This window comes from Candidatus Hydrogenedentota bacterium (assembly GCA_019695095.1).
Taxonomy (GTDB): Bacteria; Hydrogenedentota; Hydrogenedentia; order Hydrogenedentales; family SLHB01; genus JAIBAQ01.
Map to the genome: position 1 here is coordinate 18,273 of JAIBAQ010000046.1, position 17,912 is coordinate 36,184.

Sequence of the window (17,912 nt, forward strand, 5' to 3'; positions counted from 1 at the left end):
CCCCGGTTTGGCTTACGACAAATTTCCCCGCCACTGCCGAATTCGCAGTATAAGCACCTTATTGGAAAATTATAACCGCCAAAGGCGCGACTCGTCAAGTTTTCCACTTTGCGAATTCTCGCCCCCCGTTTGGAGGCCTTTCCCGCGGGCAGATAGTGGTGTTTCCGGGGTTTTCGCAGATGAGTCTACTAACAGTTTCCAGACTATTGACTCAAGTCCCGACGCGCATTGTGATTTCCGCCAAGGAATCACGGCACAGATTCTTACTTTGTCTCCCAGGGGGCTACCCGAGCAGGGAAAGCGCGTGCTGGACAGTCTCGATTTCTTCCCCGGATAGACCGGTTGAAAGGAGGCCAATTTGCCAGGGGTACAATGAACTTACAATCCGGAACACCACGACCCAGGCCGAGACGGAGATAATGGTCAGGCCAAGAAGTATGCCCAGGTAACGGCGAAACACAGAGAGGTAGGCCTGTCTATATTTGCGACGGGCCACAGGAAGCAGTGACTCCGCATCGCCAAGGGCAGCTTTTTGTCCAGCAAGTAGGCGCGGGCTTGGCAAAACCAGCACGGGATATGGGACGGAGAACGCCAGCGCGACTAAAGCTCCCCCCCACCACGAATAGTACAACGTGGAGTGCCAGATTGGACTGGATACGATGCCGCCATGGGATATCGCCATCAGGATCAGCAGCGCAAGGCTGAAAGCCGCCCAAGCCGTGAAGACGATATGCCCAACCCGCGAGTGAGTGACATTATGGTGAGTACTGTTCACGCCAAAGACCTTGCATAGGATGTACGCGGCCATATACACGCTAAGAAACACCGCGATAGTGGCGGCAATAAGCCGCAACGGGAGTGTGTAGGCTTGTCTATCCTCGCGAATCACGTCTTCGCGTGAGTTCTCGAACTTTGTGAGTTCCTCCAAAGCTCTATCCAGGTTTACGCGAGCCTTGATCATGTTTTCGTCGGGGATGTTTCGCTGTTCAGGCGAGATCTGCTTGAGCAAATCTACGGCAGTCCGCATGATATGGAGTCCCGCTTGCGCTTGTGGAATGCCGCCCGCAAGGCTGTCCCCCATGCGGGGGTCTTGGCCCACGGCGCCGGCAGCGATGCGTTTCCCCATCGTCTCCAGCGCCTTCAATCGTTCTGGCCAGTCCCCAAGCGTGTTGTTCTTGATGTCGTCTCCTGCTTGTGCCGCCACCTTGTCCGCGAATTGGTAGAACGGCCACATGCAGGCTTCTGCGCTTTGCCTGCGCAGCTTTGAGTACCAATAGCCACGCTCGGGTAAGGCTGAGGACCAGAGCGGCTTGGGAACGGTGACGCGTCCGCTCGCTTTGTTGGCTCGATCTATGATGGCAAACGAAGGGCCCAGATCGTCGCTGGCCTCGGATACCCACGGGAGTACCGATGCCTCGAGATAGACTGGCAGCACGTTCTTCTGCGCATTTTCGGCAGCTTCGCGAAACCGCAGCCGAGCCACTCCTGCTTGCCCCTCGTAAAACAACCGGCAGCCGTAACGAATGGCCAAGGACGAATTGTTGGGTTCAAGGTGGAAGGCGCGCTCATAGGCGCCGAGGATCAAGTCATCTTCTTCGCGTTCGGCCAACGCTTCGATGTATTTTGCGGGCGGATCTTTGTGTTGCTTCGCGTAGGTGACTTCTATTTGCCTCAGATAGTTGCGGCCGGACTCCGGGGGCAGCTCTATTGCGCTGATATACAGCTGCTCGGCACGCTCATAGCGCAAGTACCCCTCTGAGAACCACAGAGCAAGCGTTAATAGCAGGAACGCTCCCGCCGTCCATCGAAACGCGCGGCGGGAGCGCCGTGACCCGATAAGGTCTCCTCCTTCTCCGTATTCGGGGAAGGTTGGGAGATGCTCGCTCAACCCTTTCCTCCCATGAGTTTCCGGGCAATCTGTTTGCCCTCTTCCACTCCGGGCTGATCGAAGGTATTCACGTTGTAGAGACGGCCTGCCATGGCAGTTTCCACTTCAAGCATGTATAGAAGCTGCGCTACCGTGTTTGCGTTCACTTTCGGGAGCACGATGCGCATTACGGGCCGCTGGCTGATTTTGAGGGCGTCGGCCGTGCCACGGAGTTCAGCGGCCATCAGTTTGTTCATGGTTTGTCCACGCAAATAGTCGAGCGCTTTGACAGACTTTAGGGCTTCAGGGATGCGCAACGTCTTGTCGAAGCGGCCGACTTCCAGGAGATTGATGACCTTGTTGTTCGGCCCTTCGCGGTACAACTGAATCTGCGAATGCTGATCGGTCGCTCCAAGGGCTTTGATGGGGGTCTGTCCTGCAAACACTTCCTGGCCGTCCAGGCTATACCGCTTTCCAAGGCTCTCCGCCCAGAGTTGACGGTACCAGTCCGCGACATCGCGAAGGCTGTCCGCGTAGGGCATCATCACCGAGAGGCACTTGCCCTTCTGCGTATCGGACAGATACTGGATCGCGGCACGAAGGTAAGCAGGGTTGGTAGCCAAGTCGCCCGACGAGCAACGCGCATCCATCGCAGCGCAACCATCGAACATGGCGTCAACGTCCATGCCGAGCATGGCCGCCGGGAAGAGTCCGACCGGCGAGAACACCGAGAAGCGTCCCCCGACATTGAGAGGCACCACGAACTCCTGAAGTCCGTACGCGTCGGCAACAGGGTGAAGCAGGCTCGGCTTCGTGCCACGTGGATTGGTCGTCACGACCACATGGTCTTTTACCGCCTTCTTACCGAGTTTTTTCTCGATGGCGTCTACAACGATCATCAATTGGGACATGGTCTCGGCGGTCTCTCCCGACTTCGAGATGACGTTATAGAGCGTCTTTTGAGGCGGACAGATCCGCATCATGTCGCGGAACGTGACGGGGTCAATGTTGTCCATGACGAAAACGCGCGGAAAGCCTTTGCGCCCGCGTTTGGTCATCAGGTTGTAATAACGCGGTTTGAGAGCCGTTACGAGGGCTGTAAGCCCGAGGGCCGAGCCGCCGATGCCGAGCACGACCAGATTGTCGTATCCGAATTCTAGAAAATGCGAAGCGGCAGCCTTGACGTTCTTCAACGTGGCCTTGTCCTTGTGCAACTCCCAGAATCCGTAGACGCCGTCCTTGCGCTCCTTACGGAGGATCTTGTGAGCTGCGGCAATGCGCGGCTCTATGGCTTTCAATTCGGCGGGCGTTATGCCGTGTTCCTTGCCCACAGCGGAACTCTTGGCGCGCGAAACATCAATGCGAATATCCAGGCTCATCGATCGGTCTCCGGTTGTTGTAAAAAGAAACCCTGAAGGGCTTCGTAGATTTCGGTGCTGGGTCCCGCAATCCGGTTCATTTCAGGGAGGGATTGCAGGAAGACTCTGCCGTAGTGTTTGGTCATTATGCGACGGTCCAATACAACGATAGCCCCTCGGTCGGTTTTTCGTCGGATGAGCCGGCCGAACCCCTGCCGGAACTTCACGACCGCCTGAGGGACCGTGTACTCCATGAACGAATTGCCTCCGGCGCCGTCAATGGCCTCGGCCCGTGCCTGCAAAACAGGCTCAGTCGGTACGCGAAACGGTAGTTTTGTGAGTATAACACACTGCAACGCGGAGCCGGCAACGTCAACACCTTCCCAGAAGCTATCCGTGCCGAACAACACGCTCGAGTGCTCCTTACGGAAGCGGTCGAGCAATCGCGTGCGAGCAATGGCTCCCTGCTTAAGCGGGGTAATGCCCGCATCCTTCAACTCGAGTTCCAGATGCTTGTAGGTGTAATCGAGAGCGTAGAATGACGTAAACAACACGAAGGCATGGCCGTTCGTGATTCGCACGATGTTGCGCACGCTCTCGACCGAGGCATCGAGAAACTCCTTTGCATCGGGATTTGGCAGGTCCGTCGGTATGGCCAGAATCGCCTGCTTCTGGAAGTCGAAGGGCGAGTCGAGTGCCAAGGTTTCGACCTCGCGATCATCGACGCGATCAAGTCCAATTCTCGATTTGAGAAACTCAAAGGTATGTCCAACCGACAACGTGGCCGAAGTCATGACGACGGCGGTCAAGCTCGGAAACACCCACTCGGCCATTGGTTTTCCTACTTCAAGCGGACAACGAATGATGCGCACAATAGCCTTATTCTGCGAATCGATCTCGATCCAACGCACGGTGTTCGGAGCAAGAACTGCGTCGGTACCCTCGGCGAGGGCGGAGGCCAGTCGCCGGAGTCGATCTCCGTAGGCTTCGAGTTGGAAGCACTCCGTCATGAATGGCGAGTCGGAGCCATCCGCGGGAGCCGGAATATCTCTAATCTTGGTCAACAGAAGAGTCACGAGCTTTGCGCACGTATTGGTTTCTTCGACGGAGGGCAACACCAATTCACCGTGAATGCGCCGCAATTCGGGCATGGCAAGGACTTCTTCCGTAAGGCGCCATTTTATTTCACGGCCGATTTGGCCGCAGGAGGCTGAAGTGAATTGTCGAATCGCATCGAACGCAGCGGTCAACGCGTGCCGCGTCGCGGCAAGTGCGGGCAGGAGCTTGTTATCGATGAGGTCGAGTATGGAGACGTATTCTTCCACGCTTGGCCCGTTGACATCGCGCATAAGTTTCAATTTCAGATACGGAATCAGGCCGCGCTCCACCCCCGTCTCGGAGCGGACGAAACGGCCGATGGCTGCCAACGCGCCTAAACGCGTAGCTTCCACTCCGAAATAGTCCGTGGCCGAGTCCTCAATGTTGTGCGCCTCGTCGAAGATGATTCGGCGATAAGCAGGCAGCACGCCCGCGGAGGTGAAACTGCCGGTTTCGCGTTTAACGGCAAGGTCCGAGAAGGTCATATGGTGATTGGCGACAAGAATGTCTGCTTTAGCCATGTCCCGTCTGGCCCGGCCTACGAAGCAACGCTTCGGATCGGGACACGCGGAAAGCCGGCAGGTGTCGGACTCGGAGCAGATGCCTGCCCACAGATCCCTGGGTGGAACAAAGGGCAAATCGGCCAGGCTGCCGTCTTTCGTATGCTCCGCCCACTCGGCAACCGCTTTCAGGATCTCTTCTTCCTTCTCATCTTTAAGCAGTGTCGCTTCCGACAACGCGCGGCGCAACTTGCGAATGCACAGGTAGTTAGAGCGCCCTTTTACGAGAACGGCATTGAAAGGCAGTCCAAGCGCTTTCTGTAACGCGGGAATGTCTTTATGGACTATCTGCTCCTGGAGGTTGATTGTGCGCGTCGATATGACGACGCGTTCCTTGTTTCTCAAGGCCCAAAGAACAGCAGGAGCAAGATACGCCATGGTTTTGCCAACACCGGTCGGCGCTTCGACCACGGCAATACCCTCGTCATTAAAGGCCGCTGCCACGTGCTCCATCATGCGGATTTGCTGAGGACGAACTTCAAAGTGCGGTAACGTGCGGGCTAGGGCGCTTGCCGGGGAGAACAGCTCTGCGAGTTCTGCCGGATTCAGGCGAAACTTGGCCTCGCTGCGCAACGGTTCGACCACCACGAAGACTCGGGTCACGCTGTTGTCGACGATATAGACGCCGTGTCCATTGAAACCAAAGATGGAGGCAAGCTGTACATCGGCGTCCGAAGGAGCAACGTTTCCCGACGGGTGGTTATGGATGACCACCTCACCCTTCTTGAGTCCGTGATGTACGGCAGGAACGGCTCCTTCGGTCCCCCTGGCCCAGACCCGTACCTTGGCCACAAGGCCTTCTCCATCCAACGAACCGGCGAAGAAGACTTCGCGACCTCCCACTTCGCGGATAGCGTCTACGATTGCTTGCGCGGCGGATTCTCGAATTCGGCCCGCCGCTTCTTCTCCCAGTGCCTCTTTCTTGCGCATCGAAACGGTATCAAGGCTCGATGAAGACAGGCTTGAAGTAGCGTGGCTGATGGAAGTTGAGTTGTTCGCCTATGGGTGACCAGGTGCCCCAATGCGGATGGGAAGTCTTGTCGCCGCACTTGAAGAAGTTTGCCCGCCACGTCTGGCCAGCCGGGTCCCCGATGGGTCCTACGTAAGACTCTAATACTTTCCAGGGGACATGATATGCCAAGGTCCATTCTGTAGGTTCAGTCAGTTCTTCACTGAGCGGGCCCTTAAGAGATGAACGGATTTGGACAAGTGATCCAAGTTCTTTCGGGATCTTCGTGTATTTTACGAAGCCATCTGCCGTTCGCGTAGGATCTTCGATGTAGCAGAGCAACAGAGTGCCGATGCAGTTGATTTCGAAATTGAAATACCCTTTCCCCTCGCGCGGCTCCACAAAGAACTCCACACACGAATCGGTGCAAACGGGTCCTTGATAGTCTGTCGTTACGGCGCGCACATACCGATCGCGCACGCGAAACATAACGTAAAGGCCCGACGTATCGTAAAGCACTTTCGCTTCGGTCTCGGGACGGTGCTCCACGTTTTTGGGGTACCAGTTCTTGATGGCAATTGTGTTGGCCTTGTTCCAAGACGGTCCGTCCCATCCCTCCTCCAGGGAAGGCGATTGAGCGGCCCTCTTTATCGTGTACTCAGGGGACGATGAGTTCTTCGACACGGCAGTATCTCCGAAAGCTGTGGCTACAAGGAGCGCCGCGGCTAGTGCCGGGATTGTGTGATTTGGGATCGTGAGTCGCATTGATTGTCAGTCCCATCCGTGAACGTGAAACCAGCCTGCGCGATTCAACACGTCTTTTGAATAGTCACGATGCGCGGTGAAGAAGTCGGGGCTGCGGCCTTGGTCAAGCGCGGTGATCACGTTGCTCGGTCCACAATTGTATCCTGCCAGCGCGGCGCGAATAAGTTTAATGCCCTCAAGGCCCTTACGCCGCTTGATGAGCATGATGGAGTTCTTCAGTACACCGCAGCCGTAGAGGATGTTCTCCCGCGGATCTTGCCAATTCCCCGTGCGCGCAAATTCGTGGGCATCGTAGTCGATCTGCAGCAAGCCACGACCAAAACCCGCGCCGTCGGGCGGCAGCGGGCCGATACGATAGGGTTTCGTGTTGGACCTAGGTGTGGCATCGCCCGTACCCGCCGGGCCTTTGGGTTTGAGTAGCATACCCCATCCCGATTCGCGCGATCCCAACCCGCAAATGATTGCAGGGCGGACTCCACACACAGTTGCACCTTCTTCAATGAACGAACGGTACTTGCGCGCATCCTCCAATTGGGCCATAAGTTGTGGGTAGTCCGAGGGATAGCTCGTGTCCATGACGGTTTCCGGGTCGGGCAGCGGCGTGCCCGCCAAGAGCGACCAAGTCATCTCGCCGACAATGCCGTCGTCATCGAGTCCGTGATCGCGCTGGAAACGCTTTACGGCCATTTCTGTTTCGCGGCCGAACAAGCCATCGAGGCCAAGGCCGAAACCTTCCTGGTTCAAGAATCGCTGCAATTCGCGCACATCGTCCCTTAAGTCGGGGGACGTATGCTCGAAACCATCGTTCAGACGAAGGGTGGGGCGCTTCATAATCTGAGTATCCTTGTGAGTTAAGACGAGACTACTGTATCAAATGTGTAGCGGGATTCTAAACGCGAACCGAAAGACTCTCATCTAATAGTGCGAGTCCGTTGCACTCGATGGCGGGATGTTTGCTTTTGGCGGATGCCGGACGTACAGTGCCCTAAGTCAGAATAGAGGAGAACCTGCAATGCCCAAGCCCCCACCTATACGCCCCGAATTCGTTGGAGGAGGCGGTAGCGCGGACTTTAAGTCCGTCTTACGTTTTGTCCGCGCCGCCGCAGGAGCGGTCGTCGTTCTCTGCCTGCTCCTTTGGATCATGCGAGGTGGACCGACATACACCATCTCCGCGGGAGAAGAGGGTCTGGTTATGACCTTCGGAAAATACGCGAAGACCTCGCAACCCGGGTTCCACTTCAAACTGCCTTGGCCCATCCAGACCGTGGAGAAAGTGGACATCGGCGAGGTCAAGCGTATTGAGGTGGGATTCCGCTCGTATGAGCAAGAAGGCACAACTGCCTATAGGACGTTTAAAGATACGCCTGCAATGCTCAGCGAGGCACAAATGCTGACCGGTGATGAGAACGTGGTCGACTGTTCGATGGCCGTTCAGTTTCGGGTCAAGAACTCTCGCGACTATCTCTTCAACTTCGAACGAGGTCAAGTGGAACGCATGCTCCAGGCCATAGCGGAGGCAGCGTTGCGGCAAGCGGTGGGCGACCACTCTATCAACGACGTACTGACTACGGGCAAGCAGGAGATCATGAATGAGATCCGCGATAAGATGCAGGAACTGGCCGACACGACCGGAGCTGGTGTGAGTATTCAAGCCGTGTATTTGCAGGACGTACAACCTCCGCGAGAAGTTGCTGCTGCTTTCAGAGACGTAGCCAGCGCGCGCGAAGAACGCGAGAAACTGATCAATGAAGCGCGGGCCTATCAGAGCGGCGAAATACCACGAGCTGAAGGCGAAGCGGCGGGCATCAAACTGGAAGCAGAAGCCTATAAAGAATCCAAGGTGGCGGAAGCCAGGGGAACCGTGCAGCGATTCGTTGCCATTGCCAAGCAGTATGAGGCCGCGCCTGAGTTGACGCGTTCGCGTCTCTACTTGGAGGCCATGGAGGAACTATTGCCAAAAGTGAAGCTCACGGTTGTGGATGAAGCGACGGGTGTGGTGAATCTGAAGTCGCTAACCGGAGGAGCAGAGCCTCAAGTCCCCGAGGCGATTGAGACTTCGATGGAAGGAAACGCGCAATGAAGAACCTCTACGGCGTATTGATACTTCTGCTCCTGATTCTGGGACTCATTCTGCTCAAAATGTGCGCGTTTATCGTGGATGAGCGTGGGCAAGCCGTCGTGACTCGGCTCAGCAAACCGGTGCATGTGATCGTCGGAGAACGAACGCCCGAAGAATTCGAGAAGATCAAAGGTGAGATCATTCGGGTAGCTCAACGGACCGAAGGCGCGGACGCTCCAACAAGCTCCGGTGGGTTGACCGTAAGCATGGGTGCCGGGCTGTATTTCAAAATGCCTTTCGTCGACTCTGTGGAAGTGTTTCCGGACGTGCTGATGACCTATGACGCCGAACCCGAGCAGATTGTGCTCGCAGACAAGAAGACACTCGTGGTAGACAATTTCGCACGGTGGCGAATCGAGAATCCGTTGCTGTTTCGCATCAGCGTGCGCACGTTGGCGGGGGCGAACGATTCCCTCGACGACACAATCTACTCCGTTGTGCGCGAGGAGCTGGGCAAAAACGACCTGATCGAGGTAATTCGAACCACGAATGACTTGTTAAAGGATGGAGCAACCGCACCTGACGAAGAGGCCGCGGAAGCCGCCGTGGTGGACACCAAGAACCTGGCCAGAGAGGAAATTACGCAAGGCCGCGAGAAGATTATGAATGCCGTCACACAGCGCGCGGACTCCATTGCGAGAGCTCAATATGGAATACGTGTCGTGGACGTGCGAATCAAGCGAGCTGATCTCCTCCCCGAGAATTTTCAGGCGGTCTTTGGCCGGATGACTGCCGAACGGTCTATGATTTCAAAGGGCTATCGTAGCGTTGGGCAACGTGAGGCGAATATCATCAAAGCGACCACCGACAAGGATGTTCAGGTGATTCTCGCGAATGCCAAGGGCGAAGCCTCACGGCTGCGCGGCGAGGCAGATGCGGAAGTAATTCGCATATTCGCCGAAGCTTTCAGTGCGAATCCGGATTTATACACGTTCATTCGGTCATTGGAGGTTCTGAGCAAGAACACGCCGATCGGATCGGAGTTTGTGCTGGGCGCGGACTCCGGGGTGTTTGGACTTCTCAAAGAGAAGGGCGCCGGCAACTAGATAGACGCGCGATGCACTGGAACACCAGGTTGCCCGTGCATCGCGCTTTCCATTCTCTCTAAATTCTGACGTAGCTAGATTCCGCTGCCGCTTAGGTGAATACCGCACTCCTTCTTCGCGCTGGGGTCAAGATAGTTGAACCAGCGCCAACGGCCGGCGCGCTTGTCTTCCCACTTAAGGGTTGGAGTCGTGCAAATCTTGCACCCGATACTTGTGTAGCCAAGATCGTAGAGCTTGCTATACGGGACATCGTATTTCTTGATGTAATCCCATACTTCTTGCTCGGTCCAGTCGGCCAAAGGGGCGAGCTTGATGATACGGCGGCCTTCTTGGTCAACATAGGACGCTTTCTGTACGGCATCTTTGCGAAAGTTGGACTGGTCGCGGCGTAAGCCGGTGATCCAGACTTCGACAGTCTGAAGCGCACGGATGTTGGGTTCGACTTTGCGGATGCTGCAGCAGTACTCCTGCTTCTCCTTGCTGTCGAAGAAGAGATACTCGCCATGCCGGGAGACCATACGTTCTACCGAGTCAGGATCCGGCTGAAAACGCTCTACAGAGGTCTCATACCGGGCTTCGATCGCATCCATCAAGGCATAGGTCTCATCCGGCAAACGGAGCGTATCGACGGTGAGAATGCGTAACGGGTTTCCGCTTCGGTATGCCATGTCGATCATAACGCAGCCTGTGTTCTGGAAGCTCGTGAAGATTCCTGCGCGCTCGCCATATTCCGTGGCGGCCCACGCTAGCAAGTCTTGCGCCTCCAGGCCATTCAGTCTATCAAGTAGATCCGCTTCTTCAACCAAAGCCATGACCATATCCTATTCGTTTCTAAAATGTGACTTAGACAGCCTTTACGGTTTCCAGTCGGCTGCGAAGACTCTCTACACCCACGCGCGCCGACCAGTCGCCAAACTGCTCGTCTTCGTTACGCTCGGCCTTCCATAGGCTCAGCAATTCGGATATCAGTACCGGCAAATCCGTGCCCTTAAGCTTCTCAGTAAGCAATTCGCAGAGGCGCGTGCCGTTGTGGGCGCCGCCAACGTAGAGTTGGTAACGGTCCGCGCCCGCGCCGACAATGCCGATTTCCGCGCTGCGGGGCCGCGAGCAGTTGTTGGGGCATCCACTCATGCGAATGACAACGTTCGCATCGCCGTGGCCGGCTACCTCGATACCTTTCATGACATCAGGAATGGCGCGTTCCGCCTCTGCCATCGCCAATCCGCACAGCGGTAGCGCGGGACAGGCCATTTCCATGCGGCGCAATGTCGATATCCCTTTGTCGGTGGGGATGCCGTATTCATCGAGAATGCCCTGGACCTTATCCACATCGGCGTCGGCGATGTTCGCAAAGATGATGTTGTGATGGGGCGTCAAACGAACCGACGGCTTGAACTGGTCAACGATCGTTCGCAGACCCGTGCGAAAACGGAAGTTGCCATCGAAGTCGCGAATTCGGCCATTCTCAATCCAAATGCCGACGTAGTTGAGCCCCGCCTGAGATTGCTTGTGCCATCCAAGGTAGTCGGGTTGCGCGCCGGGCTGGACGCCGCGCGGCAATTCAAACCGCTTACCCGCATATTCGAATACCTTTTCGCGAACTTTGTCGATGCCCCAATCGTCCACGAGGTATTTGAGGCGCGCGTGTTTGCGGTTTTCACGGCCGCCGAAATCGCGCTGCACCTTCACAACCGCTTCGATAATCGGAATAACGTCCGCCTCGTCTTTGACGAAGGCAAGCGCGGTGCCCAAGCGAGCATAAGTCTCGGGCTTCTTGTGCGTATAGCCAAGGCCGCCGCCAATAGTCACCTCGAACCCCGTGATCGAACCGTTCTCCGTCACGGCAATGACGCCCAAATCCTGCGTGAGAATGTCGACGGAGTTGTCGAAATCCACCGTTACGCCAATTTTGAACTTGCGCGGAAGAAAGCGATCGCCATAGATAGGCTCCTCGACGGTCTTTGGTTCCTCCTCCGACTCAAATGTCACTGTCCCGTCTTCGTGTACCTTTGCCTTCTGGTCATCCAGCCAGACGTCAAAATAGGCCGTGGTCTTCGGCAGGAAATGATTGCTGATTCGTTGCGCAAGGGCGATGAGGTCGGAGCCGCACTTCGCATAAGCAGGGTCTATGTCTACGACCGGGCACGCCATTGTGTTGCGCACAATATCGCCGCACGCGCCCAGCGTCGTGATCTTTGCAAGGTGGTTCAAATCGTGTATCAGCGGCCGCAGATTCTTCTTCACCACGCCGTGGAACTGGAATCCCTGCCGCGACGTAATGCGGAGGTCATGTTGACCGTAGGTGTCCGCCATGTCGTCGCACATAATGTACTGCTCGGCGGTAATCGTCCCTCCCGGAAACTTCGTGCGCACCATCAAGCTGTAGTCGCGGTCAAGCCCCGCCTTTTTACGATCCGTGCGCGTGTCCCGATTGTCCTGCTGATAGGTACCGTGGAACTTCATCAACGAGGTGGCATCGTCGGTAAAGCACGGCTTTGGATCGGCGAGTTCCTCGGCGATGGTGCCGCGGAGCCCCTTGCTATTGGCCTTCATAAGCTCAAACGCGCTGAGTTGGCCTTCACCAGGTTGTGCATCGTGTGACATCGGAGATACTGCTCCTTACTACCAATAAGCCTTGAGTTGACCGGCGCACGGTGCGCACAGGGCCGGAAGTCTACCTTCATTGACGCGCAGGTTCAATGGGAGGTCGAACTTGCGCGAATGATTACATAACAGATAATAAAAGTCAAGTATTCCAGCCAAAACCAACTGAGATCATTGCGGAGGATAGAAATTGGGCCTGATGAGAATGAGTAAGTACTGATAAGGCAATAACATAGACGATAGATAAGGTGAATTGGAGAGGTTGGGAGTGCGTTAACACATCCTCGCAATGGCCTTGAAGAACATGTAGTTGAACGTCCCATCACGCTCGGCGGTGCGGTATAAGTCTCGAATACCCCTCTCCCAGTCTTGTTCATTAATAAGGCCTTGCGCCAATGCCTGTTCTCGGACGCCCTCGACCATGGCCGTGAAGGTTTTCTTTGTGAAGCCTTCCACAAGGGCGGGCCTGCTGGAATCGACGTAAACAGTCCGCGGAGAAACCGTGATGTTCGAGAAGCCCGCCTGCTCAAGCAGCGGGTAAAGCTGGCGGCCAATACACGCATTTCCTCCGCCGCGTGCTTGAAGCGCAATCTGGCAATCGATGGCCTTGTGAGCGTAGATGCTATCAGGGTGGAAAAAGACGGAGCCGTGGTCACCCTCAACAACCGTCATCGTTCCTCCCGGCTTAAGAACCTGCTTCAGGCACGCCAAGGCACCGACCGGGTTCGACAGGTGCTCAAGCACAAAGCAAACGAAAATATGGTCAAAAGGTCCTAAATCTTCAGGTAGATTGAAGATATCCCCCTGCCGAAACGTCACATTTGTGATGCCGGCCGAAGTGACTCGTTCGCGGGCAATTTCGAGTGACTCCTCTGAAATCTCCAGGGAAGTAATGAGTGCATTGGGACTGTTCTTCGCGAGGGTAACGGTCTGGGCTCCCACTCCGCAGCCGGCCTCCAAGACGGACTCGCCAGCGGAGTAGGCGGTATCGCAATGGAGAAGGTCCGTCAATGTAGTCGCTTGATCGACGAGCCGGTAGGCTTCACGGGCGGTATACCCGTGAACATATTCACCACTCACAAGTCCCCCTTAGCCGCACGGATTACCGAGGAGCGGCAGAAGCGGCATGATACACCTGCGATGGGCAGAATTCACGCAATAGGGGTGCTATACTTAGTGGTGGTGAACTGCGCAAAAGGAGGTGGGGTTTCGTGGACTCACAGCAAGTACGTCAAGCCATTCTGAAGTTACGGTTTATGGGAGGTCTGGAAAGCGACCTGCGCGCCAAAGTGGCCGAACTGATTGTGCGGGTTGCCGAGCAGAGAAGCGTCCCCAAGGGGGGGATCTTCATCCATGAACATGAGCCGAACGATGATCGTGGGTTTGTCCTGCTGTCAGGGCGCATTTTAGTGCAGAAGACCGGATCTCCGGACACGACCTGCGAAGCGCCGGAGATTCTGGGGGAAATGCAACAGTTCAACCCGACACATCTCCGCACCGCGACCATATCAGGAGATGTTCCATGCGTAGTCTTGAGGTTCCACTGGAGCGCTTTTTGGAATGCAGTGAACCAGGAGTTGCAGCCCCCACAGATTGAAGCGCTGCGTAAAGCACTGGAAATGAATGCCTGGGAACATTTCATAAACTAGTTCCTCTGCGGCGTCTGCGATTTTTAACCCCTGCCATTCGTAAACTCTTGCAGGAGCCAAAACGCGGGACCGGCATTACGTTGAACGATAAAGTCGATAGTTCATATTGGCTGGCATGTGAGGGGGACGCGCATGCATTTGACCGTATGTGTGCCGATCTCATTGGCCCGCTCTACGGCTACGCGTTGAGTCTTGTGGGAAACCGGCACTTGGCCGAAGACTTGGTGCAAGACACCTTCATGCGCCTGGTAAACCTCATGCGCGACGAGAAACTCAGGAATCGCTCCGGGACGGTGCGTTCACTGGTATTCACAATACTGCACAATCTCGCGATTGACCGCCGGCGAACAGCAAAACTCACCGTTCCTCTTGACGACACTATCCCGGCCCGAACCGATCCCTCGCTCGAGCACGCCGCGTTGCGCGACGAGATAGACGTGGCGCTGGCTCAGATTCCTGTCAACTATCGAGAAGCGATCGCCCTGCGGGAGTTCGGTGAGCTTTCTTACGATGAAATCGCGAAGACCCTGAATGCGACCTTGCCCGAGGTGAGGACGTGGATTCACCGGGGCCGCAAGCAATTGGCCACATTGTTGAGCCATCACCAGCGCTACGCGGCTGCAAACGAGGACCGTTCTTCATGACATGCGACGAAGCAAAGCTGTCGGAATACTTCGACAACGAACTGGCGCCGGACGAACGTCGCATTGTCGAACATCATATTGATAGCTGTCCAACGTGCAGACTGACCCTTGGCAGCTTTGCTCGTGTACGAACGTCCATGAAGGCGTACAAGGCTCCTGAGGAAATTGTGGCAGTGCTTCAGGAACGGCTGCTTGCGCAAAGAGGGATAGCGGTCCGACAGCGTAGAATGCGCCGTCTCGCATGGACTGCGGCGGCCGCACTGGCCGCAACCGTCATTGTCGTCCTGGCCTCAGTCTTGGGTTCCAGGGACAGTGGCGACTCCGTACAGTTACCGCCTGTTCGGGATATTGCCACGGCCAACACGCCTGAACCACCTCCAATCTTACAGGTGCCAAAGGCTGAAGAGACACCATCCTCCCCTCCCACTCCCCCGGCCCCAGAAGGAAATGCTCCGGTTGAGGCGGCAGCACCAGAACAACCGGCGTCTCGGGAGGAGACCTATGAGCCACGGCCAGATGCAGTGCCTGAGAAACCGGTGAAGAAGGTGCCGTCTCCTGAACGCATGGTTAATGTCGAGAAGCCGAAACCTGCGCCAGTTGTGACTCGCGTACGGCCCCCAAAGGTGGAAACGCAACCAGTGACGCTGCCCGCCGCACATTCGCCAGAGCCGCCATCTGAGGAGACTGGACACGAGACCGTCCCAGACGATACGCCGATTCCCGTGCCGCAATTGCCTCAAGAGAGTGCTCCCCCGCCACTTGTTCCGGCGCAACCTGAGACCGAACTGGAGGCACCGTCAGTCCCGCACACTCGGATGGCTATGGTGGAACTGAAACTTGAACTGCCGCAGCCCTTTTTTGGCGGCACTCCGCTTGATTATTTTAGTCCGAACTTGGAGGAGAATGCGTTCAAAGCCCGCTCGCCATTATTGGTGCCCGAGGGTACTAGGAACCTTGCCAGAGGCAAGGCGGTCATCAGCAGCGACAACGCCCCGCGTCTCGGAGAACTCTCTTTTGTGACGGATGGCGAAAAGGGGTATCAGAAGGACTATCTGCTTGAGCTGGGTGCTGGAGTCCAGTGGGTGCAGATTGATCTGGAGAAGACCTCAGCGATCTACGCCATTGTGTTATGGCACTTCCACGCGAATAACCGAGTCTATTTCGACGTGGTGGTGCAAGTCTCCGACGACCCCGGATTTACCGGGGAGGTCACGACCATCTACAACAACGATATTGACAACTCTGCCGGTCTTGGCGTCGGTAAAGATAAGGAGTACGTCGAGACGTACGAAGGCCGTTTGATCGACGCGAAAGGCGCGAAGGGCAGATATGTCCGCCTCTATTCACGCGGCAACACCACAGACAAAACCAATCACTACACGGAAGTGGAAGTGTTTGGAATTCCTTACCACTAGAAAGCCCTACGCCGGAAACACGGCGTCGACTTCTGCCAATTCCTTCTTCTTGAATTCGAGGTTATCCAGCGCCTTAACGCAATCGATAATCTGTTGCGGTGTGCGGGCACCGATTAGCGCACTGGTGACGCGTGGGTCACGCAGCGTCCAGGCGATCGCGAACTGCGCCATGGTCTGACCGCGCGCATCGGCAATCTTGGCTAAGCGCCGTACGCCATCGACAATCTTCGGGGTCACCTGGTTCTCCTGCAAGAAACCGTCGGGGTCAGCTGCACGGGAATCTTTTGGTATAGGCACGTTGGGATCGATGTATTTCGAAGTGAGCATGCCCTGGGCGAGCGGACTGAAGACGATCACGCCCGAACCGTGTTTCTCCGTATGTTTCCAAAGATCCTTCTCGCACCAGCGCGTGAGCATGTTGTAACAGGGCTGGTGAATCGTAATAGGAACCCAATCGTGCTTGGCCATAGTCTCCACGGCGCGCACGTAGTCCGCGCCGCGGTAATTGCTGATTCCCGCATAGAGCGCCTTGCCTTGACGCACGATCAGATCGAGCGCTCCCAGCGTTTCCTCGAGCGGCGTATTGGGATCGGGCCGGTGGTGGTAGAAGATATCGACATAGTCCAGCCCCAGACGTTTTAGCGATTGGTCGAGGCTGGCAACGAGGTACTTCTTGCTCCCCCACTCGCCGTACGGCCCGGGCCACATCAAGTAGCCTGCCTTGGACGAGATAATCAGCTCGTCACGATGACCCGCGAAATCCTCGCGCAGGATTTTCCCCACGCGTTCTTCCGCGCTTCCAGGTTCGGGACCGTAGTTGTTGGCCAAATCGAAGTGGGTAATCCCAAGATCGAACGCTGTACGCATCATGTCGATACAGTTTGCGTGGTCTGCACGTGTGCCGAAGTTGTGCCACATCCCTAAGGATACGGCAGGGAGCAACAGTCCCGTCCGTCCACAGCGGCGGTATTGCATATGATCGTATCGGTCCGATTTGAAGGGCATATAGACTTCCTTTACTACGGGTTAGGCTTCGGGGTCGAGCCATGTTTTGGCGGCTTTAACGGGATTCTCCGCTTCCATGAATGGATGCTCTGTGAGCTGGGCGAGGACTTGGGTGGCACTCCATTGCAGGTCGTCCTCGTTCCATTGCGGAGACTTCAGGATGCGGCACATGGTCTCAATTGCGATTGGCCCACCTATGGACGCCAGGGCTTGAATTGCCGCGTCATTGGCTTGGACTTCCTTTGTATCCACTTCCCAAGGGCGCTCCGCAAGCGCGGACAAATCATTGGCAATTGCATCTGCCAGATTGCCCAGCAAACCGCGTTTAGCAAGTGTGCCTAGAAGGGACGCGGCCGCTTCCCGTGCATCGTATTCGGGATGAGTCAAGCGTTCACGAGCCCACGGAATACTCTCGGGTCCTCTGGCGCACAGCAAGTTGAAAGCGGCTACATAGGTCTCGTAGCTGCGAACGATTTTGGCCCCTTCCGGAACAGAGGAATCAAAGTCGGGAGAAAGGCTTCTCCAGAAATCGTCGCACAACTCCATCAGGGCATCCGTCGACGCGTCTCCCAGCGTGGAAAGCACGGGTTTCGGTTTGTCTGCAAACCCAAGAGGCCATAATCCCGGCACTTTGGCGCTGGAGGGTACAATGACATAGTGGGGTTTCTCGGAACGATCGAGCGCAGACAATAACTTCTTAAACATCTAAACGATACCTTGCTAGTTTGCAGATCCAATTCCCGGACTATACGGTAGCGATGCCCCTGATTCAAGGCAACGACGCGAACGATATCCAGCCGTGACGGAGAGGACGAACACGGACTGACACGGAC

At 56.1% G+C, this 17,912-nt stretch carries 15 protein-coding genes; 5 read left to right on the forward strand and 10 right to left on the reverse strand.

The window, feature by feature from the left end; genetic code table 11:
- Positions 1 to 283 precede the first annotated feature (283 nt).
- From K1Y02_09890 to K1Y02_09910, 5 genes are all read right to left on the reverse strand, one after another.
- The gene (locus K1Y02_09890) at positions 284 to 1,888 is read right to left on the reverse strand and encodes a hypothetical protein (protein MBX7256660.1); all 1,605 of its coding nucleotides are present in this window, start codon (positions 1,886 to 1,888) and stop codon (positions 284 to 286) included.
- Positions 1,885 to 3,246 carry a glucose-6-phosphate isomerase gene (locus tag K1Y02_09895; protein MBX7256661.1) on the reverse strand — a complete coding sequence of 454 codons (1,362 nt, stop codon included), beginning with the start codon at positions 3,244 to 3,246 and terminating at the stop codon, positions 1,885 to 1,887. Before K1Y02_09895 ends, K1Y02_09890 begins: the two co-directional genes overlap by 4 nt.
- Complete coding sequence (locus tag K1Y02_09900) at positions 3,243 to 5,813, reverse strand: DEAD/DEAH box helicase (protein ID MBX7256662.1); 2,571 nt, start codon at positions 5,811 to 5,813, stop codon at positions 3,243 to 3,245. Before K1Y02_09900 ends, K1Y02_09895 begins: the two co-directional genes overlap by 4 nt.
- A gap of 10 nt (positions 5,814 to 5,823) precedes the next feature.
- Positions 5,824 to 6,516 carry a carbohydrate-binding family 9-like protein gene (locus tag K1Y02_09905; GenBank protein MBX7256663.1) on the reverse strand — a complete coding sequence of 231 codons (693 nt, stop codon included), beginning with the start codon at positions 6,514 to 6,516 and terminating at the stop codon, positions 5,824 to 5,826.
- An 87-nt stretch (positions 6,517 to 6,603) separates the two neighbouring features.
- Positions 6,604 to 7,428, reverse strand: coding sequence for a peptidoglycan-binding protein (locus tag K1Y02_09910; GenBank protein MBX7256664.1), 825 nt, complete (start codon positions 7,426 to 7,428; stop codon positions 6,604 to 6,606).
- Between the two features lie 181 nt (positions 7,429 to 7,609).
- On the opposite strand from K1Y02_09910, the gene hflK reads away from it, so the two are divergent.
- Both hflK and hflC read left to right on the forward strand, forming a co-directional pair.
- The gene (gene hflK, locus K1Y02_09915) at positions 7,610 to 8,677 is read left to right on the forward strand and encodes an FtsH protease activity modulator HflK (protein ID MBX7256665.1); all 1,068 of its coding nucleotides are present in this window, start codon (positions 7,610 to 7,612) and stop codon (positions 8,675 to 8,677) included.
- Positions 8,674 to 9,762, forward strand: a complete 1,089-nt coding sequence (gene hflC / locus K1Y02_09920) for a protease modulator HflC (GenBank protein ID MBX7256666.1) — start codon at positions 8,674 to 8,676, stop codon at positions 9,760 to 9,762. Before hflK ends, hflC begins: the two co-directional genes overlap by 4 nt.
- A gap of 74 nt (positions 9,763 to 9,836) precedes the next feature.
- Here hflC and K1Y02_09925 read toward each other — a convergent pair whose 3' ends face one another.
- From K1Y02_09925 to K1Y02_09935, 3 genes are all read right to left on the reverse strand, one after another.
- Positions 9,837 to 10,574 carry a phosphoadenylyl-sulfate reductase gene (locus tag K1Y02_09925; GenBank protein MBX7256667.1) on the reverse strand — a complete coding sequence of 246 codons (738 nt, stop codon included), beginning with the start codon at positions 10,572 to 10,574 and terminating at the stop codon, positions 9,837 to 9,839.
- 31 nt (positions 10,575 to 10,605) lie between these two features.
- Positions 10,606 to 12,366: an NADPH-dependent assimilatory sulfite reductase hemoprotein subunit gene (locus tag K1Y02_09930; GenBank protein ID MBX7256668.1), complete on the reverse strand. Its 1,761-nt coding sequence runs from the start codon at positions 12,364 to 12,366 to the stop codon at positions 10,606 to 10,608.
- Between the two features lie 273 nt (positions 12,367 to 12,639).
- A complete protein-coding gene (locus K1Y02_09935) occupies positions 12,640 to 13,446 on the reverse strand; it encodes a methyltransferase domain-containing protein (GenBank protein MBX7256669.1) in 807 nt (268 codons plus the stop codon).
- Positions 13,447 to 13,577: 131 nt separating this feature from the next.
- Between K1Y02_09935 and K1Y02_09940 the strand changes: the two genes are divergently transcribed.
- The 3 genes from K1Y02_09940 (at position 13,578) to K1Y02_09950 (ending at position 16,074) form a co-directional block, all read left to right on the forward strand.
- On the forward strand, positions 13,578 to 14,015 hold the full coding sequence (locus K1Y02_09940; protein ID MBX7256670.1) for a cyclic nucleotide-binding domain-containing protein: 438 nt from the start codon (positions 13,578 to 13,580) through the stop codon (positions 14,013 to 14,015).
- A 146-nt stretch (positions 14,016 to 14,161) separates the two neighbouring features.
- Entirely contained in the window at positions 14,162 to 14,659 is a 498-nt protein-coding gene (locus tag K1Y02_09945; GenBank protein MBX7256671.1) for an RNA polymerase sigma factor, read from the forward strand.
- Positions 14,656 to 16,074 carry a zf-HC2 domain-containing protein gene (locus K1Y02_09950; protein ID MBX7256672.1) on the forward strand — a complete coding sequence of 473 codons (1,419 nt, stop codon included), beginning with the start codon at positions 14,656 to 14,658 and terminating at the stop codon, positions 16,072 to 16,074. The genes K1Y02_09945 and K1Y02_09950 overlap by 4 nt, the downstream gene beginning before the upstream one ends.
- A 6-nt stretch (positions 16,075 to 16,080) precedes the next feature.
- On the opposite strand, the gene K1Y02_09955 is transcribed toward K1Y02_09950, so the two are convergent.
- Positions 16,081 to 17,079, reverse strand: a complete 999-nt coding sequence (locus K1Y02_09955) for an aldo/keto reductase (GenBank protein MBX7256673.1) — start codon at positions 17,077 to 17,079, stop codon at positions 16,081 to 16,083.
- Between the two features lie 21 nt (positions 17,080 to 17,100).
- Entirely contained in the window at positions 17,101 to 17,784 is a 684-nt protein-coding gene (locus tag K1Y02_09960) for a hypothetical protein (GenBank protein ID MBX7256674.1), read from the reverse strand.
- Positions 17,785 to 17,912: the final 128 nt, after the last annotated feature.